This window comes from Flavobacterium hibernum (assembly GCF_000832125.1).
Lineage (GTDB): Bacteria > Bacteroidota > Bacteroidia > Flavobacteriales > Flavobacteriaceae > Flavobacterium > Flavobacterium hibernum.
Map to the genome: position 1 here is coordinate 334,631 of NZ_JPRK01000005.1, position 24,702 is coordinate 359,332.

Genomic DNA, 24,702 nt, shown 5'->3' on the forward strand with positions numbered 1-24,702 from the left:
TTAAAATTTTGATTTTTAGACATAAAATAAACATGAAAGGACCACTATTTTACTCAAAAATATTACTCTTTGGAGAATACGGAATCATCCGCGACTCTAAAGGACTTTCTATTCCTTATAATTTTTACAACGGTGCATTGAAGAAATCTGAAGAACCTTCGGAGGAAGCTATGGCATCAAACGCAAGTTTAAAACGTTACGTAACTTATCTTGAAACTTTACAAACTGAGCAACCAGATTTAGTAACTTTTGATTTGGCTACTTTAAAAAATGACGTTGAAACTGGAATGTATTTCGATTCTAGTATCCCTCAAGGCTATGGAGTTGGTAGTAGTGGCGCACTTGTGGCTGCTATTTATGATAAATATGCTACAAACAAAATAACAGTTTTAGAGAATTTAACTCGTGAAAAACTGCTACAATTAAAAAATATATTTTCTCAAATGGAGAGCTTTTTCCACGGAAAAAGTTCTGGTTTAGATCCTTTAAACAGTTATTTAAGCATTCCCATTTTAATAAATTCCAAAGATAATATTGAAGCAACGGGAATTCCTACTCAAAGTTTTGATGGAAAAGGGGCTGTGTTTTTATTAGATTCTGGAATTGTTGGAGAAACTGCTCCAATGGTAAATATCTTTATGGAAAACCTAAAAGACAAAGGTTTTCGTGCGATGCTTAAAAACCAATTTGTAAAATATACTGACGCTTGTGTAGAGAACTTTTTACATGGCGACATGAAATCATTATTCACAAATACTAAAAAGCTGTCAAAAGTCGTTTTAAATAACTTTAAACCAATGATTCCGGAACAATTTCATGGAATATGGCAAAACGGAATTGACACAAATGATTATTACTTAAAACTTTGTGGTTCTGGCGGTGGCGGGTACATTCTTGGTTTTACTGAAGATTTAGAGCGCGCTAAAGCATCTTTAAAAGATTATAAGTTAGAAGTTGTTTACCAATTCTAATTTAAAACTTCTTTAAAAATCAAGCCTTCTAAATATGTCTTTCCAGAAATTATTAAGATAAAAGCTATCTAATATGAAAAGCATTTTAAAAATCATCAAAGCAACTTTTTTAGGAGGAATTCTGTTTTTGGCGCCAATCGTTTTGTTATTGGTTATTCTTGAAAAAGGATATCATATTATACAGAAAATAACACATCCAATTATAAGTCATTTCCCTAAAGTGAAAATTTTAGGATTGGCAATCGAAGAAATAGTTGCGATAACAATCATATTCATTATTTGTATTACTGCCGGTTTAATTGCCAGAACAGAATATGCTAAAAGACTAATTGAAAAATTAGAAAACGGAATCCTAAGCTTCATTCCAGGTTATTCATTCATGAAGAAAACGAATGAAAACATAATGGGCTTTGAATCTAATGAAAATTTAAAAGTGGTCTTAGTTCCCACAGATGCAGGATTGCAATTTGCTTTTTTAATAGAACAAATAGACGAAAACAATTTTACTGTATTTGTTCCTGACGCACCAAGTCCTTGGACTGGCTCTGTATGTTTTGTAAATAAAAAAGATATTACAGAAGTTGGAATTTCTCAGAAAGAAGCCTTAGCTTGCATTAGAAAATTAGGTCTTGGTTCTGCAGCACTATTAAAAGACAAACTTTAATATCTACAGCAAACCTATTTTTTAGAAACAAGTCTTAATTAATCCCCCAAACTAATCTTATAAAATGTTAAGCAGACAGCACAAGCTTTTAGTGATGAAAATTGTTAGTTTGTTCTCTGTCGTAAGAGGCTATAACATTCCTATTATTGTTTTAGCACAATACTTATCAGCAATTTTTATTTTGGCTCCTGAAAAAAGAGCACTTGATATTTTACTAGATTTCAACTTATTTTTGATTGTTTTTGCATCGGCGATTACAATTGCATCGGGATATATTATTAACAATTTTTACGATAGCCAAAAAGATCTAATTAATAGACCGAATAAATCTATGTTGGATCGATTGGTGAGTCAAAAAACGAAACTTTCAGTTTATTTTACGCTTAATTTTATTGCAGCCTTAATGGCTTTGATTGTTTCCTGGCGTGCATTTTTATTCTTTTCGGCCTATATTTTCCTGATTTGGTTCTACTCACATAAAATTAAAAAATATCCAATTGTTGGCAATCTGACTGCGGCTTTTCTGGCTGTTATTCCATTTTTCGCGATTTTATTGTACTTCTACAACAAAATTTCTTTTGAAGAGATTGAGGATCATATGAGTCATTTTATGGTGATTTCCGCGCATGCCGTTTTCTTGTTTTTATTGTTGCTTATTAGAGAAATGATCAAAGACTTAGAGAATCTAAAAGGAGATTTGGCCAACAATTACAGAACGATTCCAATAATTTATAACGAAAAGATTTCTAAGCAAGTTATTACCATACTAACATTTCTAACTGTACTTCCGGTTTACGTTTTAATCAACATTTATGATGTGGGTTATATGGACATTTATTTTTATGTCTGCTTTGTTGTATTACTATTTTTCTTGATTTATTTATGGAAATCGAATTCTAAAGAACAGTATTTACTGCTTCATAATGTATTGAAGTTTTTAATTGTTTCCGGCGTTTGCTGCATCGTTTTGATTAACCCAAGTATTTTGTGGCACGGAAAGAATTTACTATTAAAGTCTTAAAAACTATTGAACTGAGATTCTCGAAGAATTACTGAAAAGGTTTATAAATTATAATTTCAAAATTTTATTCTTCTTTGTAAAATAACCTTTTTTACAAAATGTCTAAAAGAAGCTAATTGTCTGAGGATAGCCCCGATTGCGCAGAAATCCTTTTGTTTTTTCCTTTAAAAAACAAAAGATTGGAGCAAAAGCGGGAAACCATGCTTGAAAAAAATGCCAATTATAATGCTTCTACATCTACAAAAAATAACAGCTATCAATCTAAGAACAATGAACTTAGGATTATTTAGCAAGAATAAACTATCTTTGCACAAATTACAGAATTTATGAACAATAAGGAAGGCAATAATAAAAGAGGCGGATCTAGACCAAGTGGCTCTAGACCAAACTCTAACAAGCCAAAACCTCCTATGGCGAAGCGCGCTCAAGGGCCAAAAAAAGTGAAACCTGCTGTTAAGGCTGCCGAAGAAGAAAAGGCTGAAAAAATTAAAAAACAGAATCAGGCTCCAAAAAGACAAAAAGCTGCAGACGAAATTCGTTTGAACAAATACATCTCTAATTCTGGTGTTTGTTCGCGTCGTGATGCTGATATATACATTCAGTCTGGAAACGTTAAAGTAAACGGTGTTCCGGTAACTGAAATGGGTTATTTAGTAAAAATTAATGATGTTATAAACTTTGACGGCGTTACTTTGACTCCTGAAAAGAAAGAGTACATCTTGTTGAACAAACCTAAAAACTTTACTACTGCTCTTGACGAAGGTCAGGAATATCGTAACGTTCTAGAACTTGTTCGTGGTTCTACAAATGCAAAAATTGGTCCAATTGGAAGAATGGACAAAAATACAACTGGTTTGTTGTTGTTTACTAATGATACTGATATGATTCGTAAATTTACTTTACCAAATCAGAAGTCATCTAAAATCTACCAGGTCTCTTTAGATAAAAACTTGAAATTTGAGGATTTAGAAAAAATCAGCAAAGGTTTGGTTCTAGACGGTCACCGCGTATTTGTTGAAGAAGTAAGCTATATTGAAAAGGAAGCAAAAAGCGAAGTAGGTCTTAAATTACGTTCATCGAATGTAAAAGTTGTTCGTGCTATTTTTGAACACTTTGATTATGATGTATTACGTATTGATCGTGTATCGTTTGCTGGTTTGACTAAAAAGAATTTACCAAGAGGTAACTGGCGTTTTTTGACTGAGCAAGAAATTATCAATTTGAAAAACGTTTAAGAAACGATTCAACATTGATTTTATATATAAATCCTATTTTACTTTTGTAAGATGGGATTTTTTATTTTAGAAACTAAAAAAAGTTATGACCAAAAAGTGTAAAAATAGACCTTCCTATTGATTGGTTTTTTTCTTCAACCGTTTCATAACATGAAAATCCAAGCATAATTTTGATTCCGGGTGGAATACTGTTTAAAATATCTCTTTTTTGATCCTCCAAAAGTAATTTTAAACTTTCTAGCAATTGACTGTTATTCTTAAGATAAGAGACGACTAATAAAGCTGAAAAATTGAGAATCTCTCTGGCAGTTTCACTTTTAATTCCAACTTCATTGGAAATCATTTCAGAAATCCTACCTTTTTTGCTTGTAAAAATCTCTTTAACTATAGAGCTTCCTTCGATTCGGTAGCAGTCATCTACAGATAAAATTCGTCCTGATGTAAAATCGACTTCCTTATAAAAGGTAGAATCGTCTTCTAGCAATGAAACAATATCTTTATAAAAATCTAACTCCTCGGCCCTATTATATAAACCCATTAAAACTGTACCTATCGAAACATCAATTCCCTTTATTAAAAGTGCATCATTTTCAAAATAAAACTTGTTTAACTTTGAAACAACATTAGAAGAAATAAAACGTCTAAGTTCAATTTGTAGGTTTGGGGTCATACTTAAATTGTTTAAAAATTATTTAAATCCATTCAAAATAGCCGATAAAGTGAGGCTTTTTATCGTTTATTGGGATAAAAATATAAAATATTTTAACATTTCCAAAAAATAAGTTAAATAGTGAATTGTAAAATTAACAATTGTTAAAGTCAAAAATCTCAAACCACCAGTAAACATAACATCTTCGTTATCAAAACAAACGAAAAATATTTTCAAAAAAAATAAGGAAATTTTAATGAAATTTAAAAAAATAGGAAAATACGCAATTTTAATTACTTAAATCAAAACAATCCTGCACGGTTTTGCCAAACAATGCTAACAAAAATACCTAAGTAAATAATACAGAATAGAAAATTTACAAAACTTGAAGCGATAAAACCAAGTAACGAACCTGTTGCTGCTTTTAGTGCACGTTGATGATTTTTAGAATCATAAATTAACTCGCCCACAAATGCACCTACAAAAGGGCCAATAATAACTCCAAAAGGTATAGGAGTCAAAATACCAACTATTAAACCAATATTAGTTCCCCAGATTCCGTAAGAGCTACCACCAAATTTTTTGGTTCCTTTAGCAGGAATCACATGATCCAGAATGGTAATAACAATCGTTAACAAAAGTGTGATACCTAAAACCCAATAATTGTTCTCGACCGCTTTTGTTAAATATAGTAATAATAAACCAACCCAACAACTTGACAATCCGGGTAAAACTGGCAAAAAACTACCAAAAATACCAATAATCATACATATAAAACCAAGTAGTAACAATAGTGAATCCATATATTTTTTTGTAATTTTGTACCTACAAACTTATTAATAAAACCAATCAATGCGACAGTTTATACAATTCCTATTATGCGCTTCATTGATTATCCTAATGAACAACAATATATATGCCCAAACCAAAAAACTTTCGATAAACGATCAATTGGTTCAAGACAGCATTTATAAAAGTACTAAGAAAAAGGTATTAAATTTTTCGATGAAAGATTTCGACAATCTTTTTTTTGAATTTTTCAATGCCAAAAGCGATCCAAATAAAACCTTGAGCAAAGCTGAGTTTTATAATTACACTGTTCAAATAGCCACTTTTTCTGACAGGCTAGCTTCTTTATATCCTGATCAAAAGCAAGTTGCAGCAGAGAACAAAGAAAAATGGCTTTCAGAAAGCTATGAAGAATATTTAGAATACAAAGCTTCTCAAAAAAAATAATTGTATTTTTGTGTCCTAATTAGTACACTCAATCCAACATCAAAATCTTGAAGCAATTTTTCCTTCTTTTAATTATATTATTTTTCAATTCTTGTCAATATTTTGAGAAGCAGGTTCCGTCTGAAAAAGAGTTACTACAAAAAGAATTAAAATCGATTAACTGGAAACAAGTTGATGAATACCCATCAGTCTCAAACTGCGAAAAAATAGCAGATAAAAAACTACGCAAACAATGTTTTTTTGAAGTAATGTCTCAGCTTATTCAGCAAAAACTAGATATTGATACGCTCTCAATAATGTATCCGGAATTAGATACAATCGAAGTAAAAGTTACTGTATTTCCTAATGCTACCATGAAATTTGAGCCACAATTCCCTAAAGATTCTGTTGCTTACGACACTATTAAAATTGATAGTATTTTGCATGCCCGTTTAGTCGATTTCCCAAAGATAAACCCAGCCATTAAACGTGGGATTCCAGTAAAAACTCAATTTATTCTACCTGTTATTCTTAAAGCTAAAACTGAGAAATAGACATTAAGATTATTTCCCAAATCTTCGCTCTTTCCACTCATAAGAGCCAAACAAACTATACAAAGCTACTACAGAACTGAAAAAAGGATAAAGTAGACTACTCAAAAGCAAACTTTGAATTCTATTCTTACTTAAGAATCGATTTGTTATATAAAGCAAAATAAAATCGATAATAAACTTGAAAGCAAGTATTAAAACTAAAACTTCCCAGAGCAAAATTCTAAAAGCAACCAGTACAAATCCAATTACGATAGTAAGATTGCCAAAAAAAACAATCAATCCTAAAAACTTTCCAAAACTACTTTCATAAGAACCTGTTTTCGCGGCCCACCGTACTCTTTGATGAAATAAAGATTTCCAATTTTCTGTTGGTTTCGTGATAACAATAGCTTCCTTCGCTTTTAAATAATGAACTTCGTTTGGAAATAAATTTGCAGCTTTTTGCAATAAAAAAACATCATCCCCACTGGCTATTTTATTATTTCCGTCGAATCCGTTTAGCGATTCGAATAATGATTTTTTGTACGCAAAATTAGCCCCATTACACATAAAAGCGCTCTTTAATCCAAAACTCCCAATTGTAGCGCCTTGCAAACTTGTTAAATCTAGTTGCTGAAAATGATCTAAAAAAAAGTTCTCACATTGATACGTAACCGCGCCAGCCAACATGGAAATATTATGTTTTTGAATATAATTATCGAACGTTAAAAGCCAATTTTCAGGAACCAAACAATCAGCATCTGTAGTAATAACCCAATTGGTTTTTACATGTTGCATTGCTGTTGTAATAGCATCTTTTTTAGGAGAATTTGAAACACGAATATTGTCTATAATTGATAATTGATAATTAACAATCGATAATTGAAACTTCTCTTTAGAACTATCATCAACCAAAATCACTTCATATAAATCCGTCGGATAATTTAAATTAGAAAAGCTCTGTAAAAGATTAGGTAAATTCTCGGCTTCATTCCTAAACGGAACTACAATTGTAAAAGTTGTTTGCGGTTTTAAATCTGTTTTCTGATAGCTTTTTACTTTAAAAAAACCATAAACAAGCAAAACAATACTTATCGCATAAATGATTAATATGAGAAACAAACCAGAAATCATTCCGCTGGTTTTGTTTTAAAATTCAGAACAAAATAACTCCCTAAAACAACTGGTAGAACCACATTCAAGAACCACATTAATGTACTAATAAAAACGACGATCCATTCGTTTACACCAAGAATTCCAAAGAAATATATAGCAACACTTCCTTTTACTGCAAAATCCAGAAACTGAAATGTTGGCAATGATGATGCTAAAAAATAAACGGATGCGATGGTTGCCATTAAAATAAAGTACGGCAACTCAACATCAAAAGCCAGAAACAAAAAGTAATATTGATGCGAAAAAACCAAATAACGCAAAATTCCAAAAAGAATGTTTTTACGATGAACTGATTTTGGAATTTCATTAATCTTATGCACTAATTTTTCAATCGAATATCCTTTTATTTTGATTTTCTTTAGAGAGAATAAAACGATCAAAACCAAAATAAATCCACCAAATAAAATCGCAACTGTTTTGGTCGTAATCACATTATAATTAACATTGAAATACATTAATCCAAAGATTCCAAAAATGATGGTCAGAATCATTTGAATTCCGTTGCAGATCAGGTTTAAGAAAACTACTTTTTTAGCTTCAGATTTCGGGTAGAACAATGCCTTTCCTGCATACTCTCCTACTCCATTTGGTGTAAAAATTCCAGCAGTTAATGCTGCCAAAACTTGTTTTGTAGCTTCTAAGAAAGAAATTTCATGAATAACTTTGGCCAGATTCTGCCATTTCAGAATCTCGAAATAGCGATTTAAAACACTCAAAAGCAATATAAAACTGATTCCTAAAACCGATTGATTTTTGCGAAACAATGTGATGAACTTTTGCCAATCGAGTTTGTCATTATTCGCCAATTGATCGTAAATAAAATAAAATGCGCCACCTACAATCAAAAGTTTGACTAGAAGAACTAGGAATTGTTTAGCTTTGTGAGGAATTGAAATCATGCTGCAAAAGTAAGCAAATGTGCCAATTAGAAAATTAGAAAATGTGGCAATTTTTCTAAACCTGAAACTTTAAACTTGAAACAAAAACCTCTTGACAAAAGAACGCATCATATTAGGTATTGACCCAGGAACAACGATTATGGGTTTTGGATTGATAAAAGTTATCAATAAAAAAATGGAATTTTTGCAATTAAACGAATTGCAATTATCCAAATACGACAATCATTACCAAAAACTAAAGATCATTTTTGAGCGTACTATTGAGTTAATCGAAACGCACAATCCTGACGAAATTGCTATTGAAGCTCCTTTCTTTGGTAAAAACGTACAATCAATGTTAAAACTTGGTCGCGCACAAGGTGTTGCAATGGCCGCAGGACTTTCGAGAGATATTCCGATTACCGAATATGAGCCTAAAAAAATAAAGATGGCTATTACCGGAAACGGAAACGCCAGTAAAGAACAAGTTGCAAAAATGCTTCAACAACTATTAGGTTTAAAAGAATTACCTAAAAATCTCGATTCTACAGATGGTTTGGCAGCAGCGGTTTGTCATTTCTTTAACTCTGGAAAAATAGTTGCCGGAAAAAGTTATACAGGTTGGGATGCTTTTGTGAAACAAAACGAAGAACGTGTTAAAAAATGAGATAATGTGTCAATTAGATAATTAGATAATTCCTGTATTACGGATATTTAGTATGTAATTGACACATTATCTAATTGACACATTATCTAATTAAAAAATGTCAGGAATATACATTCATATACCTTTTTGCAAGCAGGCTTGTAATTATTGTGATTTTCATTTTTCGACTTCGATGAAAAAGAAAGACGAGATGGTTTTGGCTTTAGCCAAAGAAATTGTCATGCGTAAAAATGAGTTTAAACTTTTCGACTCCGCTCAAAATGACAACCAAATTGAAACCATTTACTTTGGTGGCGGAACACCTTCTGTTTTGAGCAATGACGAAATTAATCATCTCATAAATACTATTTACGATAATTATAATGTTATCGAAAATCCCGAAATAACACTAGAAGCCAATCCTGATGATCTGTCGACTGAACGAATAATCGAATTATCTAAGAGTCCAATAAACAGATTAAGCATTGGGATTCAATCTTTTTATGAAGATGATTTAAAGATGATGAATCGTGCTCATAATTCGGCAGAAGCCATAAATTGTTTGACCGAAGCAACAAAATATTTCGATAATATTTCACTTGATTTGATTTACGGGATTCCAGGATTGACAGATGAAATGTGGAAAAAAAATATCGAAACAGCTTTGAGTTTTGGTATTCCGCATATTTCGAGTTATGCTTTGACTGTTGAACCCAAAACTGCTTTAAGGAAACTAATCGATACCGGAAAAATTGCAGAACCACAAGATGAAGTTGCTTCCAATCATTTTATGATTTTGGTCGAAACGCTTCAAAAAAACGACTTTATTCATTATGAATTATCGAATTTTGGAAAAGAAGGTTATTTCTCCAAAAACAATTCGGCTTATTGGCTGGGCAAAAAATACATCGGAATTGGTCCTTCGGCACACAGTTACGATGGTGAAAAAAGAGGCTGGAATATTGCCAATAATTCACTTTATATAAAATCAATTCAGGAAGACAAACTCCCTCTTGAAACTGAAATCCTGACAATATCAGATCGTTATAACGAATATATTATGACGGGATTACGAACAATTTGGGGTGTATCTTTAGAGAGAATTGAAAATGAATTTGGATTGGAATATTTGAATTACCTCAACAAACAATCTCAAAAATTCCTAAATGACGATTTACTTTCAATAGAAAACAACATTTTAAAACCAACTCCTAAAGGAAAATTTTTGACTGATGGAATTGCTTCAGATTTATTTTATCTAAATTTGGAAGAATAAAAATTGAACGCTAATAAAACGGATGCAAGCAACGTTGATAAATCCGTGAAATCTGCGTTAGAATATCCGTAAAATCCACGTTCCATTATGCTAGCACTACTTGACAACAAATATCAGATAGACATATCAAAACCAATCGATATTTCGATTCCGTTAACCAATACTGATGAAAATCCAATTGCCTGGTATATTGAAAAACCGGTTATTGAACCTGTTGTTTTTGGCGATTGGATTGGTAAAGTTTCTGAAGGGAAATCTTCGACTAATTTCAATAATATTTTTTTTAATCCGCATGGACATGGAACTCATACGGAATGTTTAGGCCATATTACGAATGATTTTTATAGCATCAATCAGTGCTTGAAACAGTTTTTCTTTTTTGCAAAATTGATTACAGTTGAACCTGAAAAAATTGGAGATGATTTTGTGATAACTAGAAAGCAAGTTCAGAATGCGTTGAGCGCTTTGACTTCACTCAGTATGACAAACGAGGCTTTAATAATTCGAACGCTTCCAAATCAAAGAGACAAAAAATCTAGAAAATACTCGAATACAAATCCTCCTTATTTATCTGAAGAGGCTGCGATATTTATCCGCGAAAGCGAAATTCAGCATTTACTAATTGATTTACCAAGTGTCGACAAAGAACATGACGAAGGAAAATTATTGGCTCACAAAGCTTTTTGGAACGTAAAAGACACTTTGAACTTGAACACTGATGCAAGATTGAATGCAACAATTACTGAAATGATTTTTGTTCCTGATGAAATTGAAGATGGAGAGTATATACTAAATCTTCAAATTGCTTCGTTTGAAAATGATGCAAGTCCAAGCAAACCAATTTTATATAAGATTTAAAAGTCGCCACGAATTTCCCGAATTTACACGAATTATACTTGTATTTTTTTGCCACAGATTACAAGATTTACACAGATTTAATCCTTTAATCTGTGGCAGAATAAAAAAAATTCGCGGAAATTAGTGAAATTCGCGGCAAAAAAACAATAAACTATGATTAGTGTCTCAACAGATAAAGCTAAACTTGACATTCCTTTCATCCAAAATTTCCTGAAGGATATTTATTGGGCTGCGGGACGAACGATTGAAGAAGTTCAAACTACTATTGATGCTTCGGTTTGTTTTGGAATTTACTTAAACGACAAACAAATTGGTTTTGCCAGAGTAATTACTGATTATGTTGTTTTTGGATATGTAATGGATGTTTTTATTACTGAGGAACATCGCGGAAAAGGATATTCGTCTGTTTTAATTGAAACGATGATGAATGAACCTGTCCTAAAAGACATTAAAATCTGGAGATTAGCCACAACGGATGCTCACTTTTTATATGAGAAATTTGGTTTTAAGGCTTTGGAACATTCGGAAAAAATGATGGAAAAGAAATTATGAAAACAATTATTAAACTCGAAGAATTAGGCTTATTTATTCTCGGAATCTATTTATTTGGTCTTTTGAGTTTTGAATGGTGGTGGTTTTTGATTTTAATTTTAGCGCCAGATTTATCTATGCTTGGTTATATATTTGGGAATAAAAACGGAGCGTTTTTCTACAATGTATTTCATCACAGAGGAATTGCAGTTTTACTATATATTTTAGGCAGTTATTTTAAAATTGAACTCTTGCAGCTTATTGGTGTTATTTTGTTTTCGCATGCGGCTATGGATCGATTTTTTGGTTATGGCTTGAAATATGAAAAAGGCTTTAAATACACTCATTTAGGTGAAATTGGTAAATAAAATTTGATATGAATTTAGAAACATTTTACGAATATTGTCTTTCAAAAAAAGGCGTGAGCGAACATTTTCCTTTTGATGAAGACACTTTGGTTTTTAAGGTTGGCGCAAAAATGTTTGTTTTATCTTCATTGTCGCAATGGGAAAAAAACGAACCATCTGTCAATTTAAAGTGCGATCCGGAACGTGCGCAAGAACTAAGAGCTGAATATGACGAAATAAAACCGGGATTTCATATGAGCAAAGTACATTGGAATACGGTCGCTTTAAATGGGAGTTTATCCAATACTATGATCAAAGAATTGATTGATCATTCATATGAATTGGTTTTCAAAAGTTTGACTAAGAAAATTCAGAATGAAATTATTGACCTGAGATAAATTTTTTACCGAACTGGCGGAGCAATTAAAAAATTAGGCATTACATTTGCAACGTAAGATAAAAAACTTAGCAACTCAATCTTGACAATATCGGGATTGTAAATTAGCAACTTATAAAACATGAAAGAACAATTTAAAAAATTTCTGAACGAAGAACAGGATCCAAAAGCGATTGAAAAAATCACTTCGAAACTCAATGATTTATTGATGAAAAACGAAGAAATTGGTTATATCGCGGTTCAAAAAAAACCAGCAATTACTGTTTTTCCAGATAGCATTATCTTAACCAACAAACGTATCATTATTTGCAAACCTAAAAACTTGGGTCTTTCAATGGATTTTACTGATTATACTTGGGACGATATTACAAGTACTTTTGTTAAAGAAAACATTTTAGGTTCTGAATTTTCGTTTGGAACTAATACTGACTTGACTATTTCTATTGATTATATCCCAAAAACTCAAGCTCGAAAAATATATACGTATGCTAAAGAACAATTAGATTTAATAAAAAATCCAATTGTTGCCGAAACACCAATCGTAGAAACTGCGCAAGCTATTGAAGAGGAAGACGATCTTGAAGATGATGTAGAAGAAGTTGAAACTGAAGAGGTAACTAATTATGCCGAGATTATGCCGGCAACTTCTCCATCGTATACTGAAACTTTTGAACCTATTCAACCAGCGCCAACCTCAACTGGAGATCGTAAATTAAGTGATTTGTCTAAGGATGAACTTTTCGACAAGTTACAGAATTATAAAAAACTGCTTGATAACGGATTAATCATGCAAGGCGAATACGACGCTTATAAAAAAGAAATATTAAGTTACATGTAATTTAGTCTGAAAGTCTAAAGTTATAAAGTCTTAAAGCTTTCGTTGAAATAAAATAAAAAAGCCAGAATAGAATTTTCTATTTCTGGCTTTCTCATTTCTAATCTTTCGGACTTTCGACCTTCGATTTTAAGACTTTCAACTTATAAAGTCGCTTTCTGCTTTTCGACAAAACTATTCGATTGCAGTTCTAATAACTCTTTTGCGTTTTTGCGTTGCAAGTCGTATAAACTTTTATCTTCGGCAATATCAGCATAAACTTTGTCATGCATTTCTGCGCTGGTTTTCACTAATAAATCGCGTTGGTATTTGTTTTGTGCTAAAGTCGCTTTCATAGCCGTTTCAGCTTCTTCCTGTTTGAAATCGAATTCGCCTTTTGGTGCTAATAACTTTGCAATAATTGGAGAAGTTTCAATTGCAAGAAACAATAACATGATAAAAAATGATGGTAACCAAGGTAATTTGTCTAAGGCATTTATACGTGCCATTAAACCATCAAAACCTTCAATAATTGGCTGAGTTTGCGATACTTTTTTATCTAAGTCGGCTTGTAATTGTTTGCCTGCTTTTTCTTTTTCCGCAATTTTAGCCTCGTTTGCTGTTTTCAGTGTTTCGAATTCTTTTAAAGCAGCATCGTGTTTTTCGCGTTTCTCTTTATAAACCGGACCTTTACCAAGTTTTTTAGTTCCTGTAGTTCCTTCGGCTTCGGTAATATAAGTCGAATACAAATCGTTAACCTCTTTTTCTTTCTTTAAAATATCAGCTTTCAAAGATGCAATTTCGGCTTTATTTTTATCTAAATCTGTTTTGAAATAAGTACCAATTTGCTTTTTGTTGGCCATTTCCATTTCGTTTTTCTCTTTCAATAAAACGGTATTGATTTCTTTTTCGAAAATTTTAATTTCTAATGGTTTCGAAATTACAATTGCAATAATAACTGCCAACATAATTCGCGGCGTTGCTTGTAGAAATTCATCAAAAAAACGATCTCTTTTTTTAATCGTTGAAACAATAAATCGGTCTAAATTAAAGATGAGCAAACTCCAAACAAATCCAAAAATTAAAGCCGGATAAATAGAGTCAAAAACAGTAAAAAGTGCATAAGCACTGGCCAAGAAAGCCATAACTGCAGTAAAAAAAACGGTGGCTCCAATACCAACATATTTGGTTTGTTCGCCTTCTGAACAGCCTTCGAGAAGATCTCGATCTGCACCAGAACATAGGATAAAAAATTGTTTTAACATGATTGATGATTTTTGATTGTGATTGATACGGCAAATTTAGCGCCAAATATTTAATTATGATCTAAATAGTTGATTTGTTTTCACTTGCGTCTATAAAAATTTAGCTTTTATTAAATGTTATTTTAACATTAATCTATTTCTAATGTTCGCCAAAATCATAACACTATAGTAATTTTTTTTAACTCCTTTAGTAACATTAAGGTTCTAGTTTCGCAACCAAAATAAAACACTAAGAACCATGAAAAAAATTTATTTATTAGTAACATTCTTCTTATTAGCCTTCTCCGGTTATGCCCAAAAGGCAATAATTTCAGGAAAAGTATTAGATGTAGATGATAAACTTCCTTTACCAGGAGCAATGATTCAAATTGTTGGTGAAAACAAATACACTGTTTCAGATTATAATGGACGTTTCGAATTACTTAACATTAATCCCGGAACTTATCAAGTACAAGTAAAATATATTGGATATAATGCAATAACTCACGAAATCGTAGTTGAACAAGGAAAGAATAACGTAATTGATTTTGCCCTAAAAACTTCGGGAACTGAGTTGAATGAAGTTGTTGTTGGAGACATTTTAAAAGGTCAGGCAAAAGCATTAAATCAACAAAAAAATAACAAAAATATTGGAAACGTAATATCATCAGATCAAGTAGGGCGTTTTCCAGATGCCAACGTAGGAGATGCTTTAAAACGTGTTCCGGGTATTACAATGCAAAACGATCAGGGTGAAGCACGTAACATTATTATTCGTGGTTTGGCTCCGTCATTAAACTCTGTGACTTTAAATGGCGACAGAATTCCGTCTGCCGAAGGTGATAATAGAAACGTACAAATGGATTTAATTCCTTCTGATATGATTTCTACAATCGAAGTAAATAAAACTTTAACTCCGGATATGGATGCTGACGCGATTGGAGGTTCTGTAAATTTAATTACAAGAGCAACTCCAAATGGAGAGAGAATTTCTGCAACAGTTGCAGGTGGTTATTTGCCAATTCGCGAACACGCTTCGTACACAGCAGGATTAGTTTACGGAAATCGTTTTTTAGACAATAAACTTGGAGCTGTTTTTAGCGGATCATACAATAACGTAAACTACGGATCTGACAACATCGAAAACGAATGGGTAAAAGATAAATTTGGAAATGAATATTTACAAGCTTCAGAAATTAGAAAATACGACGTACAACGTATTCGTCGTAGTGGTTCTGTTGCTTTAGATTACAAATTTGACGAAAACAATACCATTTTTGCCAATGCAATTTACAATTGGAGAGATGATAGAGAAAACCGTTTTAGAACGACTTATGATGATATCAACCCTATTTACAATGGCGAAACAATCACCGGATTTACAGGTCGCGTAAAACGTCAGACAAAAGGAGGAATCGATAATAATCGTGATAAAAACAGACGATTAGAAGATCAACGTGTTCAGAATTATTCGATTCGAGGAGAACATTTAATCAACTCTACATTAGATTTAGATTGGTCTGCAAATTATGCAAAAGCACGCGAATACCGTCCTGGAGAACGTTATATCGAATATCGCCAAAAAGGTCTTACAATGACCGAAGATTTATCTGATACAAGATTTCCTTTAATGACAACTACCGGAGAATCATTAGATAAATTCAAATTTCAATCGGCTAGCGAAAATACTGATGAAACTAGCGAAAGCGAATTTGGAGCAAAAGTTAATATTCGTTTTCCTTTTACTATTATTCCTTCTGAAAAAGGAAGATTGAGAACTGGTCTTAGACTTCGATTGAAAGAAAAAGAAAGAGATAACAATTTCTACGCTTACGAACCAATCAATAACAACATAGCTTTGTTATCGCAAATTCCAACAAGTTATTACGATGGACAAAACTTTAATCCGGGAAGTAAATATGTTCCGGGAAGTTTTGCATCGGCTAGTTTTCTTGGAAGCTTAGATTTGAACAATGCATCATTATTTAAAAAATCATCTGACCCTGCCGAATTTTTAGCGGTAAACTATAATGCTAAAGAAAGTATTTATGCGGCATACGTAAGATGGGATCAGGATTTTAACGACAAATTATCTATGGTTTTAGGTTTCCGTGTTGAGAATACTCATATTGATTATACTGGAAATCGTGTTTTAGATGAGGAAGAATTAGAAAGCCAAATCAACACTAAAAATTCATATACAAACTTATTGCCAAGTATCTCTTTGCAATACAATGCTACAAAAGATTTAGTTTTAAGAGCTGCCGTTACAACAGCATTAGCAAGACCAAACTACTATGCATTAGCACCTTATGTAAATAACATTGCTGCCGATAAGGAAATTACGGCTGGAAATCCAGATCTTAATGCTACTTATTCATACAACTATGATTTCATGGCAGAGAATTATTTTAAATCTGTTGGTTTAATTTCAGGAGGTGTTTTCTATAAAAAATTAAATGATTTCATTTATAACTATAGCGACAACCAATACGATGCTGCAAAATTTGCTGCTGATTTCCCAACTCAGGCAAATCCAATTCCGGCGGGCGAAAATTGGTCGTTTTTACAATCAAGAAACGGAGATACGGTTGATGTTTACGGTTTTGAAGTTGCTTTTCAACGTCAGTTAGATTTCCTTCCAGGGAAATTCTTAAAAGGATTTGGTATCTATTTGAATTATACTTACACAAAATCAAAAGCTAAAGGAATTGCGGATGAAGATGGAAACGAAAGAAACAACATTAGTCTTCCGGGAACAACGCCTCATATGTTTAACGGATCTTTATCTTGGGAAAACAAACGTTTCTCTGCAAGAATTTCAACTAATTTCACTTCAGATTATTTAGATGAATTAGGTTCAGAATCATACAAAGACAGTTATTATGACAAACAATTTTTCTTAGATGCAAATGCTTCTTTCAAAATTACAAAACAATTACGCGTTTTTGCTGAAGCTAATAACTTAACAAATCAACCTTTACGTTACTACCAAGGAGTTACGGCGCACACTAAACAAGCTGAATATTATCAAGCTCGTTTCAATTTAGGTTTGAAGCTTGACTTGTAATAACTAACTTATAAAATTCTTACATTAGACAGAACTTCACGGTTCTGTCTAATTTTATTCAAATAAATATCAAATGAAAAATAAATTCATCATCACTTTTTTACTTTCAAGTATTTTATTCACTGCTTGTAAAAATGATAAATTAGCACCCGTTGCACCAAACGCAGTAAAACCAACAGTAGTTACAGAAGCTTTACCTCATGATACAGATGACCCTTCAATATGGATTCACCCAACAGATCCTTCAAAAAGTATTGTTGTTGGTACAGATAAAGATACTGATGGCGCTTTGTATGCTTTTGACTTAAAGGGAAAAATAATCAAAAAATCAGAAGTTTTAAAACGTCCAAATAATGTTGACATCGCTTACGGATTAATCATCGACGGAAAAAAAGTAGACGTTGCTGTAACTACAGAACGTGAGTCTAATAAAATAAGAATCTTTAGTTTACCTGATTTAAAAGCAATTGACAACGGTGGAATTCCCGTTTTTGAAGGCGAAGCATTACGCGACCCAATGGGAATTGCTTTGTACACACGTCCAAGTGATAAAAAGATTTTTGCTATTGTGGGAAGAAAATCTGGTCCTTCTGGAAGTTATTTATGGCAATATGAACTTACTGGAAACGGAAAATTTGCAACAGCAAAAGTTGTTCGAAAATTTGGTGCTTATAGCGGAAAAAAAGAAATCGAGGCAATTGCTGTTGATAACGAATTAGGAACTGTTTTGTATTGCGACGAACAATTTGGAATTAGAAAATACCAAGCTGACCCTGCTTTAAATGACAACAAAGAATTAGCTCTTTTTGGGAAAACAGGTTTCAAAGCAGATAACGAAGGAATTGCGATTTACAAAAAAACAGATTCTACTGGTTATATTTTGGTTTCAAATCAGCAAGCAAATACTTTTATGGTTTATCCGAGAGAAGGTGCAAACGGAAATCCAAACAATTATCCTTTATTGGCAGAAATTCCAACTTCGACAATTGAATGTGATGGTGCCGACGTAACGAATGTTAATTTAGGCGGAAATTTTAAAAATGGACTTTTTGTAGCCATGAGCAACGGAATGACTTTTCACTACTACGCTTGGGATTTAATGCAAAAACGTATTGACGACGTTAAGAAGTAAGTTTTCAGTTTTCAGTCACAGTATTCAGTCGCAGTCGCAGTTTCCCAACTGAATAGTGAGACTGAATACTGCCACTGTAAACTGAGACTGAGACTGAGACTGAGACTGAGACTGAGACTGAGACTGAAAACTAAACAAAAAAAGCTGTTCATAACGAACAGCTTTTTTTTAGTTTGAATTATAATCTTCCTTATTCTGTAATTGGTGCTCCCGCTAAGATTTCAGCGTTTGCAAACTCTTCAAATTTGGCAAAATTAGCTTTGAATTTTTGCGCTAATTCGATTGCTTTTTTATCATATAAATCTTTGTCTTCCCAAGTATTTCTTGGATCTAAGATTTCAGTTGGAACATTTGGACAACTTTCTGGTTGTGCAATTCCAAATACTTTATGATTTTTAAATTCTACATTATCCAATTCTCCTTTTAATGCCGCAGTAATCATTGCACGAGTATATTTCAACTTCATACGACTTCCTGTACCATAAGCACCACCAGTCCAACCTGTGTTGATTAACCAAACTTTTACACCTGCTTCTTCCATTTTTTGAGTTAGCATTTCAGCATAACGTGTAGGATGTAATGGCATAAATGGCGCTCCAAAACAAGCCGAAAAATTAGGTTGTGGTTCTGTAATTCCTGCTTCAGTTCCTGCAACTTTTGCTGTATATCCTGAAATAAAATAGTAAGCAGCTTGTCCTGGAGTCAGTTTTGAAATTGGAGGCAAAATTCCGAAAGAATCTGCCGTTAAGAAAAATATATTTTTTGGATTATGTCCAATAGATCCTGGTTGAATATTATCGATATGTGTAATTGGGTAACTTACACGAGTATTTTGAGTGATCGAAACATCGTCATAATCTACTTCGTTAGTTCCCGGTTTAAAAACCACATTCTCTAATAGAGCTCCTTTTTTAATTGCTCTAAAAATGTCTGGCTCATTCTCTTCGGTTAAGTTAATTACTTTTGCATAACAACCACCTTCAAAGTTAAAAACGGTATTTTCTGCAGTCCAACCGTGCTCATCGTCACCAATTAACTTACGTTCCGGATCTGCTGATAAAGTTGTTTTTCCTGTTCCAGATAAACCAAAGAAAATTGCTGTGTCTCCTTCTTCTCCAACATTGGCACTACAGTGCATTGGTAAAGCATTTTTGAAAACCGGTAAAATGAAATTTAATGCAGAGAAAATTCCTTTTTTCATTTCGCCAGTATAGCCCGTCCCTCCAATAAGAGCAATTTTTTTAGTAAAATCTAAAATCGCAAAATTAGACTGACGCGTTCCGTCTACAGCTGGATCTGCCATAAAACTTGGCGCACAAACTACAGTCCATTCTGGTGTAAAATTTGCCAACTCAGAATCTTCTGGTCGTAAAAACATATTGTAGCAAAACAAGTTTGACCAAGCAGTTTCTGTTACAACACGAACATTCAATCTATAATTTGGATCAGAACAAACATAAGCATCACGAACAAAAACTTCTTTATTTGATAAAAACTGAGTTACCTTATTATATAATTTCTCAAAAGCATCAGATGAAAATGGAATATTGACATTTCCCCACCAAACTTGATCCTCAGTAATACTGTCTCTAACAATAAAACGATCCTGTGGAGAACGTCCCGTAAATTCACCCGTATTGATTGCTAATGCTCCCGTCGAGTTCTCAACACCTTGGCCTAATTGCAAAGTGATCGCATGCAATTCATCTGCCGATAATTGGTAGCGAACTTTTGCATTTTCAATTCCTAGTTCTTTCAACGAAATCGATTGCGAGAAAAGTGTGTTAGTGTCCATAAATTTTAAGTTGTGTGTGATATTTAATAGAAAGCAAAATTATAGAATTTATTATTAATCCCGTAAAAAAAATTAAATTTCACTTTTATTTATATCAATAAAGCAATTTTTAACCTTCAAAATTAATAAAACAAAAAAATAACCGCTTCAAATTTGATTTTCTATAATCCACTTAATGAATTTGTTATATTATTTACTCATTAAAGTAAAAAACAAAATAAACTCACATAAATACAATTATATGTTATTTATGAGACAAAATTAAAGATTAATTTTTAGATAGAATTTTTTATTCTTGATTTTATGATTTTCTCTTCAAAATCGTAAAGAATAATACTGCCCAAGCAATAATTAGCAAAAAACCACCTAAAGGAGTTGCGAATACAATAATTTTAAAATCAAATAAGGTCATACTTTTTGTTGCCAATAAATAGATTGAACCACTAAAAAGAAGTACGCCAGCTACAACTAAATTATAGATTGTTTTTAAGGTTTTTTCGGCAATGTCTTTTCTTGTAGAAAGAAAAAATAAAAAGAAAGCATGGTACATTTGGTAACGAACTCCAACTTCAAAAGTATTTAATTCGTCTACAGATAAGTATCTCTTCAACAAATGTGCTCCAAATGCGCCTAAAATAATAGCCAACATTCCGATAAAAGCTCCTGTCAAAACAATTCTTCTTTTCATATTTTCTATGCATTAAATTTTACACAAAAATACTTCAATGTAAATTAAAAAGCTTTTTAGTTGCTAAAAATATTTTCATAAAGGGAAATCTGCTATATTTTAGCATCAAAATAAAAAATACTGTATTTTTAGCAAATTAAAATTGTTACATATATAACAATTTAATATATTTGTGTTATATATTTAAAATATGAGAAGCGTTTTAATAATTGGAGCCGGAAGATCTGCATCGTCATTGATACGATATTTATTATCTAAATCAGAGAGCGAAAACCTACATCTTATTGTAGCTGATCTCTCTTTGGCATTGGCCGAAAAAAAGACTCAAAACCATCCTAACGCCACTCCAATAGCTTTAAATATTTTTGATGCCGACGAAAGAAAATCGGCAATCGAAAAAGCTTCTATCGTAATCTCGATGTTGCCTGCTCACTTGCATATTGAAATTGCTAAAGACTGCCTTTTATTCAAAAAAAATCTTGTAACAGCATCTTATATAAGTGATGCGATGCAGGCATTGAATGAAGATGTCAAAAACAATAATTTAATTTTTATGAACGAAATTGGGCTTGATCCCGGAATCGATCATATGAGTGCCATGAAAGTTATTGACGAAATAAGAGCAAAAGGTGGCAAAATGTTACTTTTTGAATCATTTTGCGGAGGTTTAGTTGCTCCGGAATCTGATAATAACTTATGGAATTATAAATTTACCTGGGCTCCTCGAAATGTTGTTTTGGCTGGGCAAGGCGGAGCTGCAAAATTTATTCAGGAAGGTGCTTACAAATACATTCCGTACGGAACTTTATTTCGCAGAACTGAATTTCTTGAAGTTGAAGATTACGGAAAATTCGAGGCATATTCAAACAGAGATTCTCTAAAATATCGTTCTATTTATGGTCTGGATGATATTTTGACTTTATACAGAGGAACCATTAGAAGAGTTGGCTTTTCTAAGGCTTGGAATATGTTTGTACAACTTGGAATGACGGATGACAGTTATATTATGGAAGACTCAGAAAATATGAGTTACCGCCAATTTGTAAATTCATTTTTACCATATCATCCAACGGATTCTGTTGAAATTAAAACACGCTTGATTTTAAAAATTGATCAGGACGATATTATGTGGGACAAACTCCTAGAGTTAGATTTGTTTAACCCCAACAAAAAAGTAAATCTGCCTAACGCTACTCCTGCTCAAATTTTAGAAAAAATACTCTCAGATAGTTGGTCATTAGAACCCAACGACAAAGATATGATTGTGATGTATCATAAATTTGGTTTTGAATTAAATGGAGAAAAAAAGCAAATCGATTCAAAAATGGTTTGCATTGGCGAAGATCAAACTTATACTGCAATGGCAAAAACAGTTGGACTTCCTGTTGCTATGGCAACTTTATTGATTTTGAATGGAAAAATTACAACTCCAGGCGTACAACTTCCTATAAAAAAAGAAGTGTATTTACCTATTTTAAAGGAGTTAGAAGAATATGGTGTTGTTTTTAACGAACAAACCATGCCTTATTTTGGATATAATCCTGACTTGTTTTAGAGTCAGCTGATTAGTTAGTTTTTTAGAATTTTTTTTTTTAGTTTTTAATTTATCCGCTTCTAGAATCTAGAAGCGGATTTTTTTTATTTTATTACGGAGCCTGAATTGTAATTGGTAAACTATACATTGTAGCAACAGGTTCACCATTTACTTTTCCCGGTATCCAATTTGGACAAAGTTTCAATACCCTAAGTGCTTCATCACCTGTTCCATAACCAATATCTCTTAGCATTTTAAAATCAGATAGAGCGCCATCTTTTTCAATCACAAAAGTGATATAAACTCTTCCTTTCAACTTTACATCTGCTGGTGTTACAGGCACTTTAAAATTTTGACCAATAAATTTATAGAATTGCTCAATTCCTCCAGGGTAACTAGGATCTTCCGTTAAATCATTTGTTTTATAAATAGTTCCCTCTGTTTTTTTTATTTTTTGATTTTTTGGGTCATATAAATCAATTTCTACAGTTTCCGGCCCACCTTTTTCAAGTTTTGCGTCAATTTCTTCTTTAGTCGCAGGAAATTTTACTCCCTCAAATAAATTTGGCACTGCTTTCTGTTCTGCAGCAGTAAGGTCTTTGTATTTTTTCTCTGTTACCACTTTTCCTTTTTCATCTTTAATTTTAAAAGTCGTCTTATCATAATAAGACCCAATTTTACTATCTTTTTTAACAGCCTCTTTACTTCCGGCTGTTTTAGTTTGCACTTCCTGAGCAACTGTTTTTGTACATAAAAAATATACAAGTCCAGTTAATAATGGCAAGAGAATAGATTTTTTAAGCAATCCTCTTGATGGTGATGTGGTGGTTGTCATCATAATTAATCTTTTTTTAGTTACAGAATAGTTTAAATTACTGGCCAAGTAATATATCGGATTTTGATTCGCTTTGGACAATAATAAATTCTGGTAAAACGAAACATTGTTATATGATTTTACAACTTTTTCATCAGCAAGAAATTCGTGATTGAGTTGTATTGCTTTTTTATAAAAAACAAAAACTGGATTGAACCAAAAAATAGTTTTGATCACTTCAATCAACAAAACATCAAGTGAATGCTTTTGATTAACATGAATTAATTCATGCGTAAATAATTCCGGCTCTATTTTATTACTTTCGTACTCATTTTCATTTATAAAAATAAAATTCAAAAAAGTATACGGTAGTGTTTGCTCTTTCAGCAAAATCAATGTTGCATTTTGGTGTTTTATTTTAGTACCCGTTTTTGCTTTTTTTATCATTTTATATAGATTATTCACAAACCTAAAAAGTAAAGCTGTTGTGACTACTCCATATAAAAACCAACCAATAATGATAAAAATTGAAGTTTTTTCGACTACTACATTCGTCGTTACCTGCTCTGGAATCACTACACTATTATTGGCAACAGCAGATATTTGTTGTATTATTTCGATTGTAACAAATGGAATTACAAACGAAATTACCAAACTAGCTAACAAGAAAAACCTATTAAATTGATGAAATTTTTCTTTTTCTAAAAACAAATAGTAAGCTCCTAGAAGCACACACAATGCGATGGTCGATTTAATAAGAAAGTCTGTCATTTTTTCTTTTTTTGAATTTCTGAATCAATAATTTTCTTGAGCTCTTCTAATTCCGAAGTTGACAAATTGGTTTCGGTAGTAAAAAAAGAAGCAAATTGCGATGCCGAATTATTAAAGAAACTACTAATTAATCCGTTTACATGTTTAGAGAAATAGGTCGTTTTTTTAACCAACGGGTAATATTCGCGAGAATTCCCGAATTCATTATAAGCCACAAATTTCTTATCGATCATTCTCTTCAAAAGCGTTGCAACTGTTGTTGTTGCAGGCTTTGGTTCTGGATAGGCTTCGAGCAAATCTTTCATAAAAGCTTTTTCAAGCCTCCAAAGATGTTCCATTAATTGCTCTTCTGAGTTTGATAATTGCATATTCTTATTTTTAAGATACTATCCCGAAGTCTCGGGACTGAGTTACTAAGTTACTGAGTTTTTTTTTGCGACTGA

25 protein-coding genes are annotated in these 24,702 nt (G+C 32.3%); 16 read left to right on the forward strand and 9 right to left on the reverse strand.

Features of this window, described 5'->3' with window-relative positions; genetic code table 11:
- The first annotated feature begins 32 nt into the window (after positions 1-32).
- The 4 genes from IW18_RS05740 (at position 33) to IW18_RS05755 (ending at position 3,891) form a co-directional block, all read left to right on the forward strand.
- A complete protein-coding gene (locus IW18_RS05740) occupies positions 33-971 on the forward strand; it encodes a mevalonate kinase family protein (protein ID WP_041516627.1) in 939 nt (312 codons plus the stop codon).
- A gap of 73 nt (positions 972-1,044) precedes the next feature.
- Complete coding sequence (locus IW18_RS05745) at positions 1,045-1,635, forward strand: DUF502 domain-containing protein (RefSeq protein ID WP_041516628.1); 591 nt, start codon at positions 1,045-1,047, stop codon at positions 1,633-1,635.
- 64 nt (positions 1,636-1,699) lie between these two features.
- Positions 1,700-2,656, forward strand: coding sequence for a geranylgeranylglycerol-phosphate geranylgeranyltransferase (locus IW18_RS05750; protein ID WP_041516629.1), 957 nt, complete (start codon positions 1,700-1,702; stop codon positions 2,654-2,656).
- A 326-nt stretch (positions 2,657-2,982) separates the two neighbouring features.
- Positions 2,983-3,891, forward strand: coding sequence for a pseudouridine synthase (locus IW18_RS05755; protein ID WP_041516630.1), 909 nt, complete (start codon positions 2,983-2,985; stop codon positions 3,889-3,891).
- 73 nt (positions 3,892-3,964) lie between these two features.
- Here IW18_RS05755 and IW18_RS05760 read toward each other — a convergent pair whose 3' ends face one another.
- Complete coding sequence (locus tag IW18_RS05760) at positions 3,965-4,561, reverse strand: DUF937 domain-containing protein (protein ID WP_041516631.1); 597 nt, start codon at positions 4,559-4,561, stop codon at positions 3,965-3,967.
- A gap of 281 nt (positions 4,562-4,842) precedes the next feature.
- Entirely contained in the window at positions 4,843-5,343 is a 501-nt protein-coding gene (locus IW18_RS05765; protein WP_041516632.1) for a DUF456 domain-containing protein, read from the reverse strand.
- A gap of 97 nt (positions 5,344-5,440) precedes the next feature.
- On the opposite strand from IW18_RS05765, the gene IW18_RS05770 reads away from it, so the two are divergent.
- Both IW18_RS05770 and IW18_RS05775 read left to right on the forward strand, forming a co-directional pair.
- The gene (locus tag IW18_RS05770; RefSeq protein ID WP_041516633.1) at positions 5,441-5,776 is read left to right on the forward strand and encodes a hypothetical protein; all 336 of its coding nucleotides are present in this window, start codon (positions 5,441-5,443) and stop codon (positions 5,774-5,776) included.
- A 47-nt stretch (positions 5,777-5,823) separates the two neighbouring features.
- A complete protein-coding gene (locus tag IW18_RS05775; RefSeq protein ID WP_041516634.1) occupies positions 5,824-6,309 on the forward strand; it encodes a hypothetical protein in 486 nt (161 codons plus the stop codon).
- Between the two features lie 9 nt (positions 6,310-6,318).
- On the opposite strand, the gene IW18_RS05780 is transcribed toward IW18_RS05775, so the two are convergent.
- On the reverse strand, positions 6,319-7,422 hold the full coding sequence (locus IW18_RS05780) for a glycosyltransferase family 2 protein (RefSeq protein ID WP_041516635.1): 1,104 nt from the start codon (positions 7,420-7,422) through the stop codon (positions 6,319-6,321).
- On the reverse strand, positions 7,419-8,363 hold the full coding sequence (locus IW18_RS05785; protein WP_041516636.1) for a lysylphosphatidylglycerol synthase domain-containing protein: 945 nt from the start codon (positions 8,361-8,363) through the stop codon (positions 7,419-7,421). Before IW18_RS05785 ends, IW18_RS05780 begins: the two co-directional genes overlap by 4 nt.
- Positions 8,364-8,454: 91 nt before the next feature.
- On the opposite strand from IW18_RS05785, the gene ruvC reads away from it, so the two are divergent.
- The 7 genes from ruvC (at position 8,455) to IW18_RS05820 (ending at position 13,235) form a co-directional block, all read left to right on the forward strand.
- The gene (gene ruvC, locus IW18_RS05790) at positions 8,455-9,009 is read left to right on the forward strand and encodes a crossover junction endodeoxyribonuclease RuvC (RefSeq protein WP_041516637.1); all 555 of its coding nucleotides are present in this window, start codon (positions 8,455-8,457) and stop codon (positions 9,007-9,009) included.
- Positions 9,010-9,106: 97 nt separating this feature from the next.
- Complete coding sequence (hemW, locus tag IW18_RS05795; RefSeq protein ID WP_041516638.1) at positions 9,107-10,264, forward strand: radical SAM family heme chaperone HemW; 1,158 nt, start codon at positions 9,107-9,109, stop codon at positions 10,262-10,264.
- Between the two features lie 87 nt (positions 10,265-10,351).
- The gene (locus tag IW18_RS05800; protein WP_041516639.1) at positions 10,352-11,122 is read left to right on the forward strand and encodes a cyclase family protein; all 771 of its coding nucleotides are present in this window, start codon (positions 10,352-10,354) and stop codon (positions 11,120-11,122) included.
- Between the two features lie 153 nt (positions 11,123-11,275).
- Complete coding sequence (locus IW18_RS05805) at positions 11,276-11,674, forward strand: GNAT family N-acetyltransferase (RefSeq protein ID WP_041516640.1); 399 nt, start codon at positions 11,276-11,278, stop codon at positions 11,672-11,674.
- On the forward strand, positions 11,671-12,021 hold the full coding sequence (locus IW18_RS05810) for a DUF4260 domain-containing protein (protein WP_041516641.1): 351 nt from the start codon (positions 11,671-11,673) through the stop codon (positions 12,019-12,021). Before IW18_RS05805 ends, IW18_RS05810 begins: the two co-directional genes overlap by 4 nt.
- Before the next feature lie 8 nt (positions 12,022-12,029).
- Positions 12,030-12,398, forward strand: coding sequence for an MmcQ/YjbR family DNA-binding protein (locus IW18_RS05815; RefSeq protein ID WP_041516642.1), 369 nt, complete (start codon positions 12,030-12,032; stop codon positions 12,396-12,398).
- 120 nt (positions 12,399-12,518) lie between these two features.
- On the forward strand, positions 12,519-13,235 hold the full coding sequence (locus tag IW18_RS05820; protein ID WP_041516643.1) for a PH domain-containing protein: 717 nt from the start codon (positions 12,519-12,521) through the stop codon (positions 13,233-13,235).
- 140 nt (positions 13,236-13,375) lie between these two features.
- Here IW18_RS05820 and IW18_RS05825 read toward each other — a convergent pair whose 3' ends face one another.
- On the reverse strand, positions 13,376-14,476 hold the full coding sequence (locus IW18_RS05825; protein WP_041516644.1) for a DUF4407 domain-containing protein: 1,101 nt from the start codon (positions 14,474-14,476) through the stop codon (positions 13,376-13,378).
- Positions 14,477-14,714: 238 nt separating this feature from the next.
- On the opposite strand from IW18_RS05825, the gene IW18_RS05830 reads away from it, so the two are divergent.
- On the forward strand, positions 14,715-17,525 hold the full coding sequence (locus IW18_RS05830) for a TonB-dependent receptor (RefSeq protein WP_041516645.1): 2,811 nt from the start codon (positions 14,715-14,717) through the stop codon (positions 17,523-17,525).
- Between the two features lie 73 nt (positions 17,526-17,598).
- Positions 17,599-18,657 carry a phytase gene (locus tag IW18_RS05835; protein ID WP_041516646.1) on the forward strand — a complete coding sequence of 353 codons (1,059 nt, stop codon included), beginning with the start codon at positions 17,599-17,601 and terminating at the stop codon, positions 18,655-18,657.
- Between the two features lie 190 nt (positions 18,658-18,847).
- Here the strand turns inward: IW18_RS05835 and pckA are convergent, their stop codons facing one another.
- Both pckA and IW18_RS05845 read right to left on the reverse strand, forming a co-directional pair.
- A complete protein-coding gene (gene pckA / locus IW18_RS05840) occupies positions 18,848-20,452 on the reverse strand; it encodes a phosphoenolpyruvate carboxykinase (ATP) (protein WP_041516647.1) in 1,605 nt (534 codons plus the stop codon).
- Positions 20,453-20,753: 301 nt separating this feature from the next.
- Entirely contained in the window at positions 20,754-21,140 is a 387-nt protein-coding gene (locus IW18_RS05845) for a DUF423 domain-containing protein (protein WP_041516648.1), read from the reverse strand.
- A gap of 190 nt (positions 21,141-21,330) precedes the next feature.
- Here IW18_RS05845 and IW18_RS05850 point away from each other — a divergent pair, with 190 nt between their 5' ends.
- A complete protein-coding gene (locus IW18_RS05850; RefSeq protein ID WP_041516649.1) occupies positions 21,331-22,695 on the forward strand; it encodes a saccharopine dehydrogenase family protein in 1,365 nt (454 codons plus the stop codon).
- Between the two features lie 91 nt (positions 22,696-22,786).
- Here IW18_RS05850 and IW18_RS05855 read toward each other — a convergent pair whose 3' ends face one another.
- A complete protein-coding gene (locus tag IW18_RS05855; protein ID WP_041516650.1) occupies positions 22,787-24,259 on the reverse strand; it encodes a M56 family metallopeptidase in 1,473 nt (490 codons plus the stop codon).
- On the reverse strand, positions 24,256-24,627 hold the full coding sequence (locus tag IW18_RS05860; protein WP_041516651.1) for a BlaI/MecI/CopY family transcriptional regulator: 372 nt from the start codon (positions 24,625-24,627) through the stop codon (positions 24,256-24,258). The genes IW18_RS05855 and IW18_RS05860 overlap by 4 nt, the downstream gene beginning before the upstream one ends.
- Positions 24,628-24,702: the final 75 nt, after the last annotated feature.